The sequence below is a fragment of the Kocuria marina genome, from assembly GCF_000786655.1.
GTDB classification, from domain to species: Bacteria; Actinomycetota; Actinomycetes; order Actinomycetales; family Micrococcaceae; genus Kocuria; species Kocuria marina_A.
This window is the reverse complement of the sequence record NZ_JROM01000011.1, coordinates 104,848-123,246: the sequence shown is the minus strand read 5'-3', so window position 1 is coordinate 123,246 and position 18,399 is coordinate 104,848. Positions and strand designations below refer to the sequence as shown.

The following is an 18,399-nucleotide window of genomic DNA, read 5'->3' as shown; positions in this document are numbered from 1 at the left end:
AGCAGCCTCAGGCGGAGATCAGCGCAATGCCCGTGAGCACGGCGGCGCAGCCGATGAGCCGCGGCACCAGGCGGTTCTCCTTGTAGATCCACCACGCGAGCAGCGAGCCCACCACGATGCTCGACTCCCGCAGGGGAGCCACGAGCGCCACCGGGGTGGACTGCATGGCGAAGAGCACCAGGATGTACGCGAGCGGGGACAGCAGGCCCACCGCGACGATCCGGTTCCGGTCCACGGCCCACGAGCGCACCATGTCCTGGCGCTGCCGCCACGCCTTGGGCGTCAGGGTGAGCACCAGGACCACCGAGGTCAGCGCGAAGTACAGCACGGGCGGCAGGTTCAGGGTGGCCATGGAGTGGTTGTCCCACAGGGTGTACCCGGCGATGCACGCGCCCACCGCGGCACCCCACAGCACGCCGGTCAGGGCGGACTCGCGGGTGGGTGTGGCAGCGGCGTCGCCCCCCGGTGAGTGCCCGTCCGCCCCTTCCGGGGTCGACGTTCCGTACGCGGAGGAGTCCAGCGGGGCGGCGTCGCGCGCGATGATCGCGCCGGGATCCGACGCGTCGGACGAACTCGGCGGGGCGGCGTCGTCGTCCCGGGTGGAAGTGGGCGTACCGAACGTGGCGACCACGGCCACGCCCACGAGCACGGCGATCGCCCCGGCGGCGGCCGTGAGGGAGAGCTGCTCACCCAGGAACAGGACCGCCACGATCATGGTGATCATGGGCCCGGTGCCGCGGGCCACTGCGTAGACCACGCCCAGAGGTGCGCGGTCGTAGCCGGTCTGCAGGGCGGTGCCGTAGACGGTGTGCAGCAGCCCGGAGGCCACGGCGGCGCCCACGAGGGGCCACCCCCAGGACTGCCACGCCCCGGGTTCCAGCAGGCTCACGGGGATCAGCACCACCGAGGAGACGAGCCCGTACCACCACACGAACAGGGTCCCGTTGCCGCGGATGCCCTTGGCGAGGATGTTCCAGACCGCGTGCACCACGGCGGCCAGGAGGATCAGGGACACGCTGAGGGTGGACATCACCGTCCATTGGAGCGCACGCGGGGACGCGCGGCCGAATCGGAGCGCGGATGGTGTCGCCGCGCCACGCCCGCCGGGCGGCGGGCAGCGTCCGGGGCGGTTCAGTCCCGCCGGTACCTCAGCAGCTCCGCCATGGCCGCCACGGTCTCCCGGGCGATCCCCGTGCGGTTCTCCACGTGCAGCTTGAACATGACGCCCTCCCCCAGGGAGATCACCAGCTCCGCGGGAACGGTGGTGCACCCGCTGAGCCGCAGCAGCTCGCGTGCCTGCCCCTCGAGCCGCACGCGCTCCTCCGCGAGCACGGTGGCCAGCTGCGCGTTCTCCCGGGTGCGCGTCCGCGCGGAAGGCTGCGGCGGCACCCCGGTGAAGGCGGTGACGCTGCTGAGCCGCCGAGCGGACGACGCGGAGACCACCCGCACGCCCATGCGGGAGACCGCACTGAACGGCGAGTACACGGCCCACCTGCCGCAGGCCCGGCCTCGGGTGAGATCGAGTACGCGGTCGAGGCGACCCCCGAGGACGGCCGCGTGCAGCGCTGGCCGCGCCCGTCGAAGGCGTGGCTGCGGGCGGCGATAGACTGACCGACCGTGGCCAAGCTCTACTTCCGCTACGGCGCGATGAACTCCGGGAAATCCACGGCGCTGCTCCAGGCCGCCTACAACTACGAGGAGCGCGGGCAGCGCGTGCTGCTCGCCAAACCCCACGTGGACACCAAGGGCGAGGACCAAATCCTCTCCCGGCTGGGTGTCACCCGCACGGTGGACTTCCTGATCCAGCCCGGCGAGAGCGCCATGGGCCTGTTCAAGCGCCACTCCACCGGCGATGACCCGGAGGCCCTGCTCGAGCACGTGGACGCCCAGCCCGTGGCGTGCCTGCTGGTGGACGAGGCGCAGTTCCTGGAGACCGGGCAGGTGGACGACCTGCTACGGATCGCCGTGCTGCTGGACGTGCCCGTGATGGCCTACGGCATCCGCACCGACTTCCGTACCCGTTCCTTCCCCGGCTCCGAGCGGCTCATGGAGCTCGCCCACACCTTGGAGGAGCTCAAGACCATCTGCCGCTGCGGACGCAAGGCCCTGTTCAACACGCGGAAGGTGGGCGACGACTTCGTGTTCGAGGGGGACCAGGTGGCCATCGACGGCGTGGCCGTCACCTACGAGTCCCTGTGCGCGGCGTGCTACCTGCGAGAATCCGGCGGCAGGCTGGGCTGAGGGGTTAGCCCCGAGACGTAAACTGCCCGTATGAGCACCGACTTCTCTCCCGTGGACCTGGCCACCGCCCGTGAGCGCCTGCGCGAACTGATCAAGGACCTCGCCGTGGTGCGGGGCAAGGTCACGCTGGCCAGCGGCATCGAAGCGGACTACTACGTGGACCTGCGCCGGGTGACCCTGCACCACGAGGCCTCCCGGTACGTGGGTCAGGTCATGCTCGGTCTGCTGGACGAGGCCGGGATCGCGTTCGACGCCGCCGGTGGGCTCACCATGGGCGCGGACCCGGTGGGCAACGCGATCATGCGCACGGCCGGGGACCAGGGCCGCGCCGTCGACACCTTTGTGGTGCGCAAGGCTCAGAAGTCCTACGGCATGGGGCGTCAGGTGGAGGGCCCCAGCGTGGTGGGTCGGGACGTGGTGGTCGTGGAGGACACCTCCACCACCGGCGGTTCCGCCCTGACCGCCGTGGAGGCGCTGCAGAAGGCGGGCGCGAACGTCGTGGCCGTTGCCGTGATCGTAGACCGCCGCACCGGCGCCAAGGAGCGCATCGAGGAGACCGCGGGCGTCCCGTGCCTGTACGCCTACTCCAAGGACGAGCTCGGGCTTGACTGAGCCGGACGCGTCCGGGTCTCGGCAGGACGACGACGCTGCGCCCCGCGTCGTCGGCGTGGGCCCCTGGCAGGGCGAGTGGCCCGCCGGCGAGCGCTGGGACCCCGAGCTGCTGCGCGAGGGCGACCGCCGCAACGTTGCGGACCAGTACCGCTACTGGCGCATGGACGCGATCATCGCGGACCTGGACTCCAGGCGCCACGCCTTCCACGTGGCGGTGGAGAACTGGGAGCACGACTTCAACATCGGCTCCGTGGTGCGCACCGCCAACGCGTTCCTGGCTCGTGAGGTGCACATCATCGGGCGACGCCGCTGGAACCGCCGCGGAGCCATGGTCACGGACCGCTACCAGCACGTGCGCCACCACGCGAGTGTCGCGGAGTTCACGGCCTGGGCACGCGGCGAGGGACTCGCGGTGCTCGCGATCGACAACGTCCCCGGTTCCCAGCTGCTCGAGACGTTCGAGCTGCCCGAACGCTGCGTCCTGGTGTTCGGTCAGGAGGGCCCGGGGGTCTCCGAGGAGCTCGTCGCGGAGGCGGACGCGGTGCTGGCCATCGAGCAGTTCGGCTCCACCCGCTCCATCAACGCCGGAGCGGCCGCCGCCGTGACCATGCATGCATGGATCCGCCGCCACGTGTTCGAGCAGCGTCCTGCGCCCTCGTCCGACGTCACGAAGGGCGCGGGAGCGTGAAAAACGCCAGCCGACCATAGCCAGGAGGCAGAAGTTACCGTAGGGTCATGTGAGTTGAATCACATGATGAAAGGTTCGCATGCTCATGGCTGCCTCGACCACACGGCCATCGTCCTTGCGGCGTTCTGCGGGTGCCCTCACCCTGGGCGTTGGGCTGCTGCTTGCTGGACTGCAGCCCGCGAATGCGCAGAGCGCAGCAGGCTCCGCACCGGATGGCGGTTTCTCCGAGCTGCCGCGCAGCGAGCAGGACCAGAAGCTCCAGGAGCAGGGTCTGACCCGCGATGATCTTGCTCGCGAGGATGCGCTGAAGAAGCTCCGCAGCTCCACGGACACGGACTTCTACAGCACCCCGGCGCAGCTGCCTGCCGCCAACGGGGGTGTGGTGCGTTCGGAGCCGTCCACGTTCTACCTGGACCCCGTCAAGCTCATCAAGCCCAATGCGTCCGCCACGCGCATCATGTACAGGACCACCAACAGCAAGAACCAGGCCGTGGCCACCACGGGCACCGTGCTGCAGTCCAAGGCGGCGTGGCGCAAGCCCGGCCCACGGCCGCTCGTGGTGCTGTCCTCGGGCACCCAGGGTATGGGTGACTCGTGCGCGCCGTCCCGTCAGATGGCCATGGGCACGAACTACGAAGGCCTCAGCCTGGCCGGTCTGATCAATGCCGGCTACAACGTGGTGGCCCCGGACTACATCGGTCTGGGCACTGACGGCGCCCACACCTACATGAACCGTGTGGACCAGGCTCACGCCGTGCTCGATGCCGTGCGCGGTGCGCAGCAGCTCGGCATGGAGGGAGTGGACGCTAAGACCCCCGTGGCCGCCGTGGGATACTCGCAGGGCGGCGGTGCCACGGCTGCAGCCGCGGAGAGCGCCCCTGAGTACGCCCCAGAGGTGCAGCTCAAGAGTGCCTGGGTGGGTGCGCCGCCCGCGGACCTCACACTCACGGGTCAGCACATCGACTCCTCTCTCTTCTCCGGCCTGTCCTTCTACGTGATGGGGGCGGCCGAGGACTCCGGGGTGGCGGTTCGGGACAGACTCAATGCGGAAGGACAGAGGCGCTATGACAAGGCCCAGGACAGCTGCCTGGTGGGCACCGTCCTCGCCGACGCCCTGGTGCCGTCCGAGAAGCTCACGGCTGACGGGCGCTCCTTCTCCCAGCTGCTCGGGGACCCCGCTCTGAAGGCGTACCTGGACGAGCAGACCATCGGTGCTGCGGGCCGCCACCCTCGTGTCCCGGTGCGCATCGCCCACACCGTGGCGGACGACGTCGTGCCCTACCAGTCGGGCCGACGGCTCGCCCAGAAATGGTGCGCCTCCGGCGTGAACGTCTCCATGCAGACGCTCGCCACGCCCACCCATGTGGGGGCCTCTCTGGAAGGCATTCCCTCGATGCTCGTCTACCTGGACGCACGGTTCAAGGGCATCCCGCAGACCAGCTCGTGCTGGCGGTTGTGAGCGCCACGGGGCAACGACCCCCGGGCGCCGCGCACCCACCGAGGAGGTCACCCGTGGGTCCGCACGTGGTCACGGCGGCGTGACCACGGCGCGGCTCTGAGACGATCGGCCCGCCACGGTTCATCCCGTGGTGGGCCGCAATTTTGCGGTGCCGTCCCGGGTCACGAGCAGACCCGTCGCCTAGACTGGAAACAGGCCTCAGGCCACGGTCCAGCCGTGCATCGGGAACCCAGTAGAAGGAGTGTTTCATGCCCATCGCAACCCCTGACGTTTACTCCGAGATGATCGACCGGGCCAAGGAGAAGGGCTTCGCCTACCCGGCCATCAACGTGACCTCCTCCCAGACCCTCAACGCCGCGATCCGCGGTTTCGCCGAGGCGGGTTCGGACGGGATCATCCAGGCGTCCACCGGTGGGGCGGCCTACTGGTCCGGTTCCTCCGTGAAGGACATGGTGACCGGCTCGCTGGCCATGGCCGCGTTCGCTCGCGAGGTCGCCAAGAACTACGACGTCAACATTGCCCTGCACACCGACCACTGCCCCCAGGACAAGCTCGAGGGCTTCGTGCTGCCGCTGCTGGCCGAGTCGGAGAAGGCCGTGGCCCGCGGTGAGGACCCCATCTTCCAGTCGCACATGTGGGACGGTTCCGCGATCGACCTGGACGAGAACCTCAAGATCGCCCAGGAACTGCTGGAGCGCACCCACAAGGCCAAGATCATCCTCGAGGTGGAGATCGGGGCCGTGGGCGGCGAGGAGGACGGCGTCGTCGGCGAGATCAACGACACGCTCTACACGACCGTCGAGGACGGCATGAAGACCATCGAGGCCCTGGGCGCCGGCGAGAAGGGCCGCTACATCACGGCGCTGACCTTCGGTAACGTGCACGGCGTGTACAAGCCCGGCAACGTGCGCCTGCGCCCCGAACTGCTCAAGCAGATCCAGGACGAGGTGGGCGCCAAGATCGGCAAGGACCGCCCGTTCGACCTCGTGTTCCACGGCGGCTCCGGCTCCACCGCGCAGGAGATCGCGGACGCGGTGTCCTACGGCGTGATCAAGATGAACGTGGACACCGACACCCAGTACGCGTTCACGCGCCCCGTGGCCGGGTTCATGTTCGACAACTACGACGGCGTCCTCAAGGTCGACGGCGAGGTCGGCAACAAGAAGAAGTACGACCCCCGCGTGTGGGGCGCCGAGGCCGAGACCGGCATGGCCGCCCGCGTGGTGGAAGCGTGCCAGAACCTCGGTTCCGCGGGTACCTCCATCAAGTAGGTCCCCCGGCTCCTCCGGTGCCCCGTACCCCGTGGTGCGGGGCACCGTCGTGTCTCGGGCCGCGACACCGCAGGGTCGCTCTCCTGGGTGATTCGAATCACTTGTTACGCTCCCCAAGTATGGGAACGAGCCACTCACCGGAAGAAACCCCAGACCGCGACTGCCACCACCTGACGATCAATTCCGAGCCCTCCCGGGCCTACCTCGAACAGCTCGAGCAGGACACGGAACGCCGTAAGAACGAGCTGAAACATCACTTGGCCAGCCACGACGGCGCAGCGGATGAGCTGCACGAGCGTCTCGAATCCTTGATCGACGGCCAGACCGCGGCGCTCGGTCACGTACTGCACGAACTGCATGAGAACCCCGAAACGGCGTTCCAGGAACATCGTGCGGTCAAGCTGATCGTGGATCATCTGGCGGACCATGACATTCCCGCGGAGAACCCCGCTTTCGGTCTGGACACCGCCATTCGCGCTGAGGTGACCTCCGAGGACTTCGACCCGGCGTGTCACCGCACCATCGCGATCATGTCGGAGTACGACGCCCTGCCCGGTATCGGCCACGGCTGCGGACACAATGTGATCGCCGTGACCGGCCTGGGTGCGTTCGTGGCACTCGTCGAGCTCATCCGGGGCACACCCTCCGCGTTTTCCGGCCGCGTGGTTTACCTGGGAACGCCCGCAGAGGAGGGTGAAGGTGGCAAGGAGATCATGGCCAGAGCAGGTGCACTGGAGGGTATCGACGCCGCGGTCATGGTGCACTCCTACATCGCGGATCTCGTGGACCAGGTGTGGCTCGGTCGCCGTCAGTGCACGGTGCACTATCGCGGTGCGGCAGCTCACGCGTCGTCGCACCCGTTCATGGGACGCAACGCTCTCGACGCCGCGGTGCTCGCCTACCAGGGGCTGGGCCTGCTGAGACAGCAGACCCCGCCCACCGATCGGATCCATGCCGTACCACCCGAGGGCGGAGAACGCCCCAACATCATCACCGAGGCAGCCACCCTGCAGCTGTACGTCCGTTCCCAGCGCCCTGCGACCCTAAAGGCCTTGTCCCAACGGGTGACCGAGGTTCTCCAGGGTGCCGCGCTGATGGCCGGGGTGGATGTCGAGATCGATTGGGATTCGTCCCCCGCCGCCCTTCCCGTGCTGGGCAATTCGCCCCTCTCCGATCGGTGGGTCCTCGCTCAGCGACGCCGCGGGCGCGATCCTTACCCGGCGGGCACTGTGTCCGAGGTGCTGGCCGCGTCCACGGACTTCGGCAACGTCAGCTATCGGATTCCCGGTATCCACCCGTTGATCAGCATCACGGACCAGGACATGGGCCTGCACACCCGGGATTTCGCGGCTGCTGCAGCTACCCCGCAGGCAGAAGCTGCGGGTGTCGACGGCGCCTACGGACTGGCAGCGGTGGCTCTCGACTATCTGGTCGATGATGCACTGGCTCAACACGTCCGTGATGACTTCCACGCCGGCGGGGGCGGCATTGCCGTGGAGAGCTATTTCGACTGAACCGGAGCCGGCGGGCCACGCATCGACATTTTTCGACCACTGACCTCGATGGAGTACACATGACCGCCACCGCGACCAAGAGATCGAATGTGGGAGACAGACTCCTCACCGGTATCGAGCGGGTGGGCAACAAGCTGCCCGAGCCCTTCGCCCTGTTCACCATCCTGTTCCTCATCACGGCGGTCGTGTCCACCGCCATGGCCTGGGGCAACGTGGTCGTACACGTACCGGGGAAGGATGATTCCCTGGCGATCAAGGGTCTGTTCACCGGGGAAGGTCTCGCGTGGTTCACCACGACCCTGGGTGAGAACTACATCGGGTTCCCGCCGCTGGTCACCGTGGCCACCATTCTGCTGGCGATCGGGATCGCGGAGAAGTCCGGGTTCCTGGCCGCGGCCATCCGATTCACGATCGGTGGAGCCCCGCGCTGGTTGCTGCCGTACACCGTGGGTTTCGTGGGCGTGGTGGGGTCGATCATGGCCGATTCCGCGTTCGTAGTGATTCCGCCCCTGGCCGCCCTCGCGTTCAAAGCAGCCGGCCGTCACCCGGTGGCAGGTCTGCTCGGCGGCTTCGCTTCGGCCGGTGCTGGTTACTCCACCAACATCTTCCCGACGTCGCTCGATGCCCTGTTCGCGGGCATCACCAACGCCGTGATCCCGACCGTGCCCGCGCTCGCGAATCACGCCACCGAGGTCAACCCGCTGTCCAATTACTACTTCAACATCGTCGCGGCGCTCGTACTCTCCTGCGTGGCGGGGTTCGTCATCGACAAGGTGGTGGAACCGCGAGTCATGCGAGCGGGGGTGTCCAGGGACGAGGTCAACCCGGAGACGGGTCAGCTCATGACCGACACCCGCGCCATGCGCATCGTGGGGGACGAGCAAACCGTTGCGGAATCCCGGGAACCCCAGGTCGAGGCCGAATTGTCCCCCAGGGAGAAAAAGGCACTTCTGTGGGCATGTGTGACGTTCGTGCTGATCGGTGTGGCACTGACCGTCTTCGCACTCTTGCCGAGCTCACCATGGCGCAACGAAGACGGGAACTTCCTCCCCAAATCACCGCTGCTGGCGTCCATCGTCTTCATCATCTTCGTGTTCTTCTCCGTGAGCGGGTACGTCTACGGCCGGATTGCGGGGACCGTTCGGGGATTCAAGGACGTCCCGGTGATGATGGGAGCAGCTCTCAAGGACATGACGTCCTTCCTGGTCCTGGCGTTCATCCTGGGGCAGTTCATCGCGCTGTTCAACTGGTCCGGGATCGGTTCCTGGATCGCGGTCACCGGCGCATCGGGTCTGGAAAACGCAGGTGTCACCGGCTTCCCCGTGATCATCGGGTTCATCATTCTGTGTTCGATCCTGAACCTGTTCATCGTGTCGGGATCCTCCATGTGGACCCTGATGGCCGCAGTCTTCGTGCCGATGTTCGGGATCCTGGGATTCGAGCCCGCCTTCATCCAGGCGGCGTTCCGCGTGGGTGACTCGGCGACGCAGGTGATGACCCCTCTCAACCCCTACATGGTCGTGCTGCTCGCCATGCTCCGTAAGTACGAACCCTCTGCCGGGTTGGGGACGGTGATGGCCAGGATGATTCCGTTCGTGGTCCCCTTCTGGGTGGTGTGGGTTCTCATTCTCATGGTCTTCTACTTCCTCGGCCTGCCGTTGGGTCCGGGAGTGGGCATCATGATCACGCACTGAGCCGCTTCGACGGCGCTCGGTGACGTCGTGCGCGAACGGCGTGGAGCGGCGTCGTGCGCGCTGCGTAGAGTGGCAGCGAACCCTTGAACTCGGCGTGGAAAGGAACCCACTGTGGCACTGCTCGGCAAGAATCTGCTGGACGAACCGGCTCCCACCTATCTGGACGAGAACCCCGAGCTGACGGCCCGCCTCGACGCGGGTGACGAGGCCGAGGACCTCGCGGCGGCCTTCCCCAAGGAGCAGTTGCCGTGGGCGATGCTCGCGGAGGAGGCGCTCGCGGACGGCCGCACCCTGGAGGGGTACGCCTACGCCCGGGTGGGTTACCACCGCGGGTTGGACTCGTTGCGCGGCCATGGATGGAAGGGCCACGGCGCGGTGCCGTACTCCCACGAACCCAACCGTGGTTTCCTGCGGGCGCTGGCCGCGTTGGGCCAGGCCGCCGCGCAGATCGGTGAGATGGACGAGGCCGCCCGGATCGAGAAGTTCCTCCACGATTCGGACCCGGAGGCGGCGGGGCAGATCACGCGTCGCTGACCCCGCCCAGCTGCGGCGATGACCCGGGCGCCCGGTCCTGAACGGACCGGGCGCCCGGGTCATATTCGTCCCCGCCCCCTGTGCCGGTGCGGGTGACGCAGGGCACAATGGGAGGACAGCCGGGGCCCATCGCCAGACCCGAGCACACCTCCTCGGGTACGCGTGCCCCATGAGAGGAGCGCGCCGTCATGAGAATCTCCGCACCCCGTGAGATCAAACCGGAAGAGGCCCGCGTGGGCCTCACCCCCACCATGGTCACCGCACTGGTCGCCGAAGGCCACGAGGTGTTCGTCGCGGAGCACGCGGGGGAGGGCGCGGGTTTCTCGGACGAGTCCTACCGCGCGGCGGGAGCGCGGATCACGTCCCAGGAGGACGCGTGGGCGCAGGCCGAGCTGCTGGTGAAGGTCAAGGAGCCGATCGCCTCCGAGTACGACTTCCTGCGCCCGGACCTCACACTGTTCACGTACCTCCACCTGGCCGCGAGTCGTTCGCTGACGGAAGCGCTGCTGGACAGCGGCACCACGGGAATCGCCTACGAGACCGTTCGGGTGGGGCGCACGCTGCCCCTGTTGCGCCCGATGTCCGAGATCGCGGGCCGCCTGGCGATCGCCAACGCCGCACACCACCTCCAGCACCACGCGGGCGGCCCCGGGATCCTCCTGGGTCGGGTGCCCGGCGTTGTTCCGGCCACCGTGCTGGTGATCGGCGGTGGCACCGTGGGTGAACACGCGGCCCGCGCAGCGGTGGGGGCCGGCGCGGACGTCACGATCCTCGAGGCCAACGGCGATCGCTTGCGACAACTGGACGCGCTGTTCCCCCACGCCCGGGTCCTGATGAGCGACACCCACCGCCTGGATGAGGAACTGCCGCGCGCGGACGTGGTCGTGGGTTCCGTCCTGGTCCCGGGCGCCTCCGCCCCCAAGCTCGTGCGCCGGGAGCACCTGTCGATCGTGAAGCCCCATGCGCTGCTCGTGGACGTGGCCGTGGACCAGGGCGGGTGCTTCGAGACCACCCGGCCCACCACGTACGACGACCCGGTCTATGCCGTGGACGGCATTCGCCACTACTGCGTGGCGAACCTGCCCGGCGCCGTGCCCGTCACGGCCACCCAGTCGCTCACGCACGCGACGTCCCCGTACGTCATGGCGTTGGCGCGCGGTGTGGACTCCGCCCTGGAGAACGACGCCGCTCTGGCTGCCGGGCTCTCGACCCGTGCCGGGCAACTGCACTCACCGGGCGTGGCCGCGGCCTTCCCCGACCTGCCCGCGGCGAGCTGAGGACGCCGACGGCGCGCCCTGGAGCCGGGGCGCGCCGTCGTCCGAGCGACTCGGGATCTGCGCTCGGTCACGCCATCGTCGGCGTGACGCGGGGTCAGAGCCGGGGTGCGACGTCGTCGGCCTCGCTGGTGGAGGAAGTTTCCTCGGGGCGGACGCGCGAACTCGTGAAGACCTTGCACGCGAGCGCGATCAGGCACACCAGGATGAACGTGGCGATGAGCTGGAAGCGCACGGCGGTGTCCAGGAGGCCCAGGATGACGATCGCGGCCAACAGGGCCAGGGCGAAGTAGGACAGCCACGGGAAGGCCCACATCTTCAGCGGCGAGGACACCCCGGCGCGGTCGGCGCGCTTGCGCAGGATGATCTGGGAGATCAGCGCCAGGGCCCAGACCACCAGGCACGTGGAGCCGATCACGTTGAGCATGACGTTGAGGACCGTCTCGGGCCACAGGTAGTTGAGCACCACGGCGATGAAGCCGAAGAGCACCGAGATGGTCACCGCGAGGCGGGGAACCCCGCGCGAGGAGGTGGCCGCCAGCCCGCGCGGCGCGGATCCCCGGCGCGCGAGGGAGTAGAGCATGCGCGAACTGCCATACACGTTCGCATTGAGCGCGGACAGCAGGGCCAGGATGATGACGATGTTCATCAGGACGTCCGCCCCGGGGATTCCCACCTCCGTGAGGACCGCGACGAACGGGCTGGAGGAGAGGCCCTCGTTGTTCCACGGCAGCACCAGGACCATGACGGTCACGGAGCCCACGTAGAAGATCAGGATGCGGATCAGGATCGTGCGGATCGCGCGGGCCACGTTGGTCTGCGGGTCCTCCGTCTCGGCGGCGGCGATGGTCACGAGCTCGGTGCCGCCGAACGCGAAGACGACCACCAGCAGCGCGGCCGCGACCCCCGTGATGCCGTTGGGCATGAATCCGCCGTGCTCCGTGAGATTGGAGAGCCCCGGGCTCGGAGCGGGCAGCACGCCGATCAGCAACAGCACACCCACGACCAGGAACGCCACGACCGCGGCGACCTTGAGCAGCGCGAACCAGAACTCCGTTTCACCCAGCGTGCCCACGCGCACCAGGTTGATGACCGTGAACACGGCCATGAAGATCAACGCCCACAACCACTGGGGCAGCGAGGGCCACATCTCGGTCACGAGCTGCGCGGCGGCGGTGGCCTCCGCGGCCACGACCACCACGATCTGGGCCCACCACAACCAGCCGAGGGCGCGACCGATCGTGGGTCCCATGGCCTTGCCCGCATAGGTCGAGAACGCGCCCGAGGACGGATCCGCGGCGGCCATCTCACCCAGCGCGCGCATCACGAGCACGAGCAGCAGACACGCCACGAGGTAGGAGATCAGCACCGCGGGCCCGGCGGTCTGGATCGCCGCACCCGTCCCCACGAACAAGCCGGTGCCGATGGCCGACCCGAGCGCCATCATCACCAGGTGGCGAGGCTTGAGGTAGCTCCCCTGCTGCGGTTGCGACGGCGCGTGCGGCGAGTGCTCGCGGGATCCCCCGTGGATCACACTGGCCGAACCGCGTGCGCCAGTGGGACCGTCATGGGGTGGGCGGGGTGCAGTCATGGGAGAAAACATTACCCGTCCGCACGGGCGCCGGTGGTGGCCGTCCGTCATCCTGCGCACGGCAGGCGGGACCGGATGGACGGTTGCCCGGGCGCTGTTGTGGCCGATGTCTTCGGCGCGGTGATTCATCGAGCCGACGATGGCCCCGCTGATGGGGACACCGTGCAACCCCCGAATCCTGGGTTCCGCCTGTGGGTACCCTGCATCCATGCGCAATCTTCTGAAGGACCACCGACGGGTCCCTCCCGCTCGCAAGCCCCCGATCTACCTGATCTCGTGGGCGGGCTACCCGAATTTCGGGGACGAGCTGATTGCCGCCACCTGGGTCAACTACCTGGCCAAGGTCGCGCCCACCACGGACGTGTGGCTGGACGTCCGCGAACCGGGGACCGTCACCGCCCTGCTGCGCGGCATCCACCCGCGGCTGCACGTGGTCAACACGGTCTTCCGCGCGCTGCACGACGTGGAGCACGGCTCGGGGCGCTCGATGCGCAGCCTGATCGAGGATCTGGGGTCCCCGAAGTACGACGCGGGATTACTCGCGCTGCGGGAAGCGGGCACCGTGCACTTGCTGGGCGGCGGGGTGCTGCACCGGGACTGGGCCGCGAACCTGCACATCGTCGAGGCGATGCGGGCGGTCCGGGAGGTCTCGGGGGCACGGATCGTCGCCACGGGCCAGGGGCTGATGCCCTTCGCCGGGGACCCGCTCACGGACCTGGACCACCTCAGCGTCCGGGACCGCCCCAGCGCCCAGGTCGCCGGGGTGCCCATGGGGTTCGACGACGCCTTCCTCCTCGCGGAGGACGCCCGCCACGCACGGGCCCTCGGGCTCCTGGCCGGGCACAAGGGGGACGGGTCGGCCGCCCGCGCCGAGGGCGGGGGTGCGCCGAGCGAGGTGGTGGTGTGCGTGCAGTCGGACACCCTGGCGGAGGGATCCTTCGAGCGGATGCTGGACTTCGCCCGAGCACAGCTGCAGCGGTGGGATCTACCCCGGGGATCCGTGCGCTACCTCGAGGCCATCCCGGGGGACGACCATGAGGGCTTCGACCGGCTGCGGGATGTCGTGGCCCCGGACGGGTTCATCCCGTTCCAGGCCGCGTGGGACGGGGATTTCACGTTCGGGCCGCACCAGGTGTGGCTGACCACCCGTTTCCACCACCATCTGGTCGCGGCGCTGCACGGGGCCAGGGGTGTCGCGCTCAGCGGCAAACCCGGGTACTACGACGTCAAGCACCAGTCCGTGATCGACGTCGGCTCCAACTGGTCGCTGATCCATGCCGGGCAGACCCCGGAGCCCGTGGCCCTGGAAGAACTGACGGCGCCCGCGGGCTTCGCCGAGGCGGTGCACGCCAAGCGGGACGAGGCGAAGCAGCTCTACGGCCGGTAGGGCAGACGGCGCAAAACTGGTACATGGCGAGGGCCCCGTGGCACCCACACTGTGGGTGCCACGGGGCCCTCGCCGTTGCGGAGGATCAACCGATGTGGTGAACCCCGCTGGGAGCGACTACTTCTGCTGGTCGTAGCGGAAGAGGAACGCCGCCATCTGATCGCGCCGCACGGGCTCGTAGGGGCGGAAGGTCCCGTCCGACCAACCACGGGCGATGTTCTGCCCGTTCATCCAGGCGATCTCCTTGTAGAAGACGTGGTTGGTGGGCACGTCCTTGAAGGGGGAGGCCTTCGGAGCGGTGTACGCCGGGGATCCCGCCATCCGGTAGAAGAACGCGGCCATCTGGTCGCGGTTGATCTGCTGGTACGGGCGGAAGGTCCCGTCCGGCCACCCCTTGGTGATGCCCTGTTCGCTCATCCACGCGATCTCCTTGTAGAAGACGTGGCTGGTGGGCACGTCCTTGAAGGGGGACTTGGTGGGAGGCGTGTACTGCGGCGAACCGGCCATCCGGTAGAGGAACGCGGCCATCTGGTCACGGTTCACGGCCTGAGTAGGACGGAAGGTCCCGTCCGGCCAACCGCGGGTGATGCCCTTGTTGGCCAGCCAGGAGATCTCCGAGTAGAACACGTGGTTCTTGGGAACGTCCTTGAACATCGGATTCTGGGTCTCGGGGGCCTTCGCGGCGGACTGGAAGGTCTTGACCTCCGCCTTGGCGCCGTCCTGACCCGCGCGGATGCCGGAGAGGTCCCCGGTGGCGTTGTGCAGGTGCAGGAACAGGGCCTCGCCCTTGGCGCTCTCCGAACCGCGATGCGCGGTCAGCTTCTTACCGGGCAGGTCGGTGAACAGCGATGTGTTGACCTGTTCCCCGCGGAAGGAGATCTTCGGGGTGACCGGGTTGTACTCGATCACGCCCGTGCGGTCCACGGGGCCGTCGATGCTCCCGGAGAAGGTGGTCACCTGGTAGGTCAGCTTGGTGTCGGTCTTGGCGGGATCGATACCCAGCTTCGCGGCGCTGACCGGCATCACCATGGCGTTGGTGTCGAACGTGTTGGTGTCCACGTCACCCCAGGAACCGTTCAGCGGCTGGCTGTCGATCACCTTGAGCTCACCGTTGACGTAGCCGTACAGGTTCACCACCGGGTAGTCCAGACCATCCGTCCGGCCCAGGGCCGCGATGTAGTCGGGGCGACCGTTGCCGGTGGTGTCGATCGCGATCTCCGTGGAGACGTCCGGCTTGATCGTGCTCGCGTTGCCCCAGCTGGAGACACCGAAGTTGATCATGCCGTCCTTGCTCGCGTCCTTCTTCTCGGCCTTCAGTTGCGGCAGGTTCGAGGAAGCGCCCACGTACTGCAGATCGGCGAACTGGGAGTTGCCGCCGGCCAGCTTGGTGGGATCCAGGCGGCCCGACTTGGCACCCAGCTCGAAGGCACCGAGGGCCGACTTCCAGCCGCCCTGGTCCAGGCCGGTGCCGGCGAGGGCGACGGCGCTCGTGCCGTTCTTGTCCCACCGGTCCAGCGTGGCGTTGTCCACGCGCATGTCGGCCGCAGGCTTCGGGGCGATCGACATGGGGACGCGCAGGTCCTGGCCGTTCTCCGTCAAGACCAGGCGGCCGGATTCGGAGGCCAGGAACTGACGGGCGAAGCCCAGCTGGGTCACGGCCTCGGAGGGGTCGTGGGTCTTGGCCAGCTGCGCGCGATCCACGGTGGCGGTCACCTTGACGGTGGCCTTGCCGCCCTTGGCCACACTGACCGAGCCCGGCGTGGAGAAACTCACGCCCGGGACGTCGGTGGAAGCGTCGAAGCGCACCTTGTAGGTGTGCGCCGCGCCGCCGGTGTTGTCCACGACCAGCTCACGGGAGAAGATCTCCTTGCCGTTCTTGATCTCGGTGACCCCGAAGGTCGAGGAGATCAGGGCCGGATTGGCCTTGTCGTAGACCAGCACGTCCTGGTTCACGGCGCGCAGCGCGTCCACACGACCCGAACCCACGCGGTCCACCGCGGAGGTGGCCCCGTTCGCGGCGTGCACGTCGTGCACGGCCGAGTTCATGATGGCGGCCTTGATCTTCTGGGGGTTGTAATTCTGGTGCTTCTGCTGCACCAGGGCGGCGATCCCGGCCACGTGCGGGGTGGCCATGGAGGTGCCGGTCTTGACCGACACGCCGTTGCCCGCGGCCACACCGGCGGAACCGATGTTGGTGCCGGGTGCGGCGACGTCGGGCTTGATGACCCCGTTGCTGCCGTGCTGGCCGCGGGAGGTCGAATCGTTGACCTGGTCCTTCTGGCCGGTCTCTGCCCTGGCGGCACCGATCCACTCCGGGGCCAGCTTGACCCGGGCCCCGCCGGCCTGGGCGGCCGGCTTGATCTTGGCGACGGATTCCTTGCTCATGAGCAGACCCGGGATACCGGCGTTGCCCGCGATGCTCGTGGGATCCACCGAGTAGTCGGACTCCAGGACCACGCCCTTGCCGCCGGCGGCCTGGACGTTGTCGAAGCGGACCTTCGAGCCGCACGGGAAACCGGACTTGTCCTCCCAGTCGAGCATGACCCACTTGCCGCCGAAGTTCTGCGAGAAGGGCGCGCAACCGAAGCGGTTGTCCTGCGGGCCGACCACGACGTCGCCCTGGAGCTGCTCGGGCTTGGCGTCGCTGTAGTTGAAGCTGCCGCTGTAGGAACCGGTCAGTTCACCCTTGGCGCTGTCCGGGGAGAGGCCCTCGGCCTTGTCCTGCGCGGCGGTGCTGCCCTGCGAGTTGGCCACGGTCAGCGCGGAACGCGCGCTGCCCGGGGAACCGGAGATCTCGTGGACGTCCCCGGCGTTGCCCGCGGCGATGACCGAGAGGATGCCCTGGCGGGACAGCGCGTCGATCAGGTCGTTCTGCGGGTCGTCGGCCGGGCCGAAGTCGGACCCGAGGGACATGTTGATGATGTCCGCCTTGTCCGAGAAGTCCCCGTCCATGTTGGGGTCCAGGGAGCGATCCAGCGCGTCGAGGACCAGGTTGGTGGAACCCTCGCAGCCGAAGACGCGCAGCCCGATCAGTTGCGCCTCGGGTGCGGTGCCCGGACCAATCCGCATCTTGCCGACCTGCTCCTGCGTCAGCTTGGTGAAATCACCCTTGTAGGTCTTGCCGTCCGCCCCCACGCCGTAACCCGCGGTGGTGCCCGCCACGTGCGTTCCGTGGCCGCCGGCCTCGCAGTCCAGCGGGTTGTTGTCCGGCTTCGGCACGCTCGTGGGAATCTGGGCGTCGTAGGCGTCGCCCGCGAGGTCGTACCCGCCGAGGAACTTCTTGGAGTCGTACAGACCCGAGTCCTTGCCCGGCAGGTCGTTCGAGGCCTTGGCCTTCTTGTAGGCGTCGACGGTGCCCGGGCCACCGAAGTCCGCGTGGGTGTAGTCGATGCCCGAGTCGATGATGGCGACCTTGACGCCCTTACCGGTCTGGCCGGTCTGGGTCCAGGCGTTGAGGGTGTTGGTGTCCAGCACCGAACCCGCGTTGTTGCGGTAGGCGGGGACGATCTTGGAGATCTTGACCACGTCGGAGCGCTTGCTCAACTCACGCAACTGCGCGGCATCCCCCTTGAGGGCGACACCGCGTAGGGCGTTCGACGTGGTGTACAGCAGGTCGGACCCGGAGGCGGAGGCCAGGGTGGAACCCATGCTCTCCACCGACTGGCGGATGGCCTGCACGCGCGCGGCGGCCTGGACCGGGTCCTGGCTCCCGGAGCGCACGCCCTCGGGTTGCGTGGCCTCAAAGGCGCTCGGCCCCTGCAGCTGCACGAAGACCGCCACCTGGCCCTCGGCATCCTTGAGGTCCGAGCCGATCAGCCGGTCGGGGTTCTGGGTGTTGTGGTCGTCCGTCTTGGGCGCCGGGGTGATGTCGACGGCGCTCGCCGGCAGCGCCGTGCCCAGGGCCAGTGCCAGGCCCAGGGCGGTCGTGAGGCAGGTCTTGGCGGCTCTGCCACGACCAGCCCTTGTCTCGTGGTTCATGTCTCGTCCTTTGACATTCGGGGGATGCCGTGAGGTGCATTACAATCACCCAAGCCTGCGTGCGACTTACCGAAAAGTAAAGGTTTCATCAAAATATTCTGTGCTCTCACCAGTCGCGATGTCCGTGGCGTGTCGGACGCCGGATTCGCGCCGTGA

At 68.2% G+C, this 18,399-nt stretch carries 14 protein-coding genes; 10 read left to right on the top strand and 4 right to left on the bottom strand.

Annotation, left to right across the window (positions count from 1 at the left end; translation table 11 throughout):
- Positions 1 to 7: 7 nt before the first annotated feature.
- A complete protein-coding gene (locus AS25_RS02230; RefSeq protein WP_035960879.1) occupies positions 8 to 1,030 on the bottom strand; it encodes a DMT family transporter in 1,023 nt (340 codons plus the stop codon).
- A gap of 101 nt (positions 1,031 to 1,131) precedes the next feature.
- Positions 1,132 to 1,485 carry a hypothetical protein gene (locus tag AS25_RS15160; protein WP_239317171.1) on the bottom strand — a complete coding sequence of 118 codons (354 nt, stop codon included), beginning with the start codon at positions 1,483 to 1,485 and terminating at the stop codon, positions 1,132 to 1,134.
- A gap of 132 nt (positions 1,486 to 1,617) precedes the next feature.
- Here AS25_RS15160 and AS25_RS02220 point away from each other — a divergent pair, with 132 nt between their 5' ends.
- From AS25_RS02220 to ald, 9 genes are all read left to right on the top strand, one after another.
- Complete coding sequence (locus tag AS25_RS02220) at positions 1,618 to 2,241, top strand: thymidine kinase (RefSeq protein ID WP_035960877.1); 624 nt, start codon at positions 1,618 to 1,620, stop codon at positions 2,239 to 2,241.
- A 30-nt stretch (positions 2,242 to 2,271) separates the two neighbouring features.
- Positions 2,272 to 2,853 (top strand): orotate phosphoribosyltransferase, encoded by a 582-nt coding sequence (gene pyrE / locus AS25_RS02215; RefSeq protein WP_035960876.1) that lies wholly within the window; start codon positions 2,272 to 2,274, stop codon positions 2,851 to 2,853.
- On the top strand, positions 2,846 to 3,541 hold the full coding sequence (locus tag AS25_RS02210) for a TrmH family RNA methyltransferase (RefSeq protein WP_035960874.1): 696 nt from the start codon (positions 2,846 to 2,848) through the stop codon (positions 3,539 to 3,541). The genes pyrE and AS25_RS02210 overlap by 8 nt, the downstream gene beginning before the upstream one ends.
- A gap of 85 nt (positions 3,542 to 3,626) precedes the next feature.
- A complete protein-coding gene (locus tag AS25_RS02205; protein WP_253270438.1) occupies positions 3,627 to 5,000 on the top strand; it encodes a lipase family protein in 1,374 nt (457 codons plus the stop codon).
- Between the two features lie 248 nt (positions 5,001 to 5,248).
- A complete protein-coding gene (gene fbaA / locus AS25_RS02200; protein WP_035960871.1) occupies positions 5,249 to 6,271 on the top strand; it encodes a class II fructose-bisphosphate aldolase in 1,023 nt (340 codons plus the stop codon).
- Between the two features lie 119 nt (positions 6,272 to 6,390).
- Complete coding sequence (locus tag AS25_RS02195) at positions 6,391 to 7,785, top strand: amidohydrolase (RefSeq protein WP_084117959.1); 1,395 nt, start codon at positions 6,391 to 6,393, stop codon at positions 7,783 to 7,785.
- Positions 7,786 to 7,844: 59 nt separating this feature from the next.
- Positions 7,845 to 9,479, top strand: a complete 1,635-nt coding sequence (locus AS25_RS02190) for an AbgT family transporter (protein ID WP_035960870.1) — start codon at positions 7,845 to 7,847, stop codon at positions 9,477 to 9,479.
- Positions 9,480 to 9,590: 111 nt separating this feature from the next.
- Positions 9,591 to 10,013 (top strand): DUF3151 domain-containing protein, encoded by a 423-nt coding sequence (locus AS25_RS02185; protein ID WP_035960868.1) that lies wholly within the window; start codon positions 9,591 to 9,593, stop codon positions 10,011 to 10,013.
- Between the two features lie 188 nt (positions 10,014 to 10,201).
- The gene (gene ald / locus AS25_RS02180; protein ID WP_035960867.1) at positions 10,202 to 11,290 is read left to right on the top strand and encodes an alanine dehydrogenase; all 1,089 of its coding nucleotides are present in this window, start codon (positions 10,202 to 10,204) and stop codon (positions 11,288 to 11,290) included.
- A gap of 94 nt (positions 11,291 to 11,384) precedes the next feature.
- Here the strand turns inward: ald and AS25_RS02175 are convergent, their stop codons facing one another.
- A complete protein-coding gene (locus AS25_RS02175; RefSeq protein ID WP_253270437.1) occupies positions 11,385 to 12,878 on the bottom strand; it encodes an amino acid permease in 1,494 nt (497 codons plus the stop codon).
- Between the two features lie 208 nt (positions 12,879 to 13,086).
- Here AS25_RS02175 and AS25_RS02170 point away from each other — a divergent pair, with 208 nt between their 5' ends.
- On the top strand, positions 13,087 to 14,265 hold the full coding sequence (locus AS25_RS02170) for a polysaccharide pyruvyl transferase family protein (RefSeq protein ID WP_035960865.1): 1,179 nt from the start codon (positions 13,087 to 13,089) through the stop codon (positions 14,263 to 14,265).
- A gap of 117 nt (positions 14,266 to 14,382) precedes the next feature.
- Here AS25_RS02170 and AS25_RS02165 read toward each other — a convergent pair whose 3' ends face one another.
- Complete coding sequence (locus AS25_RS02165; protein ID WP_035960863.1) at positions 14,383 to 18,243, bottom strand: S8 family serine peptidase; 3,861 nt, start codon at positions 18,241 to 18,243, stop codon at positions 14,383 to 14,385.
- Positions 18,244 to 18,399 lie beyond the last annotated feature (156 nt).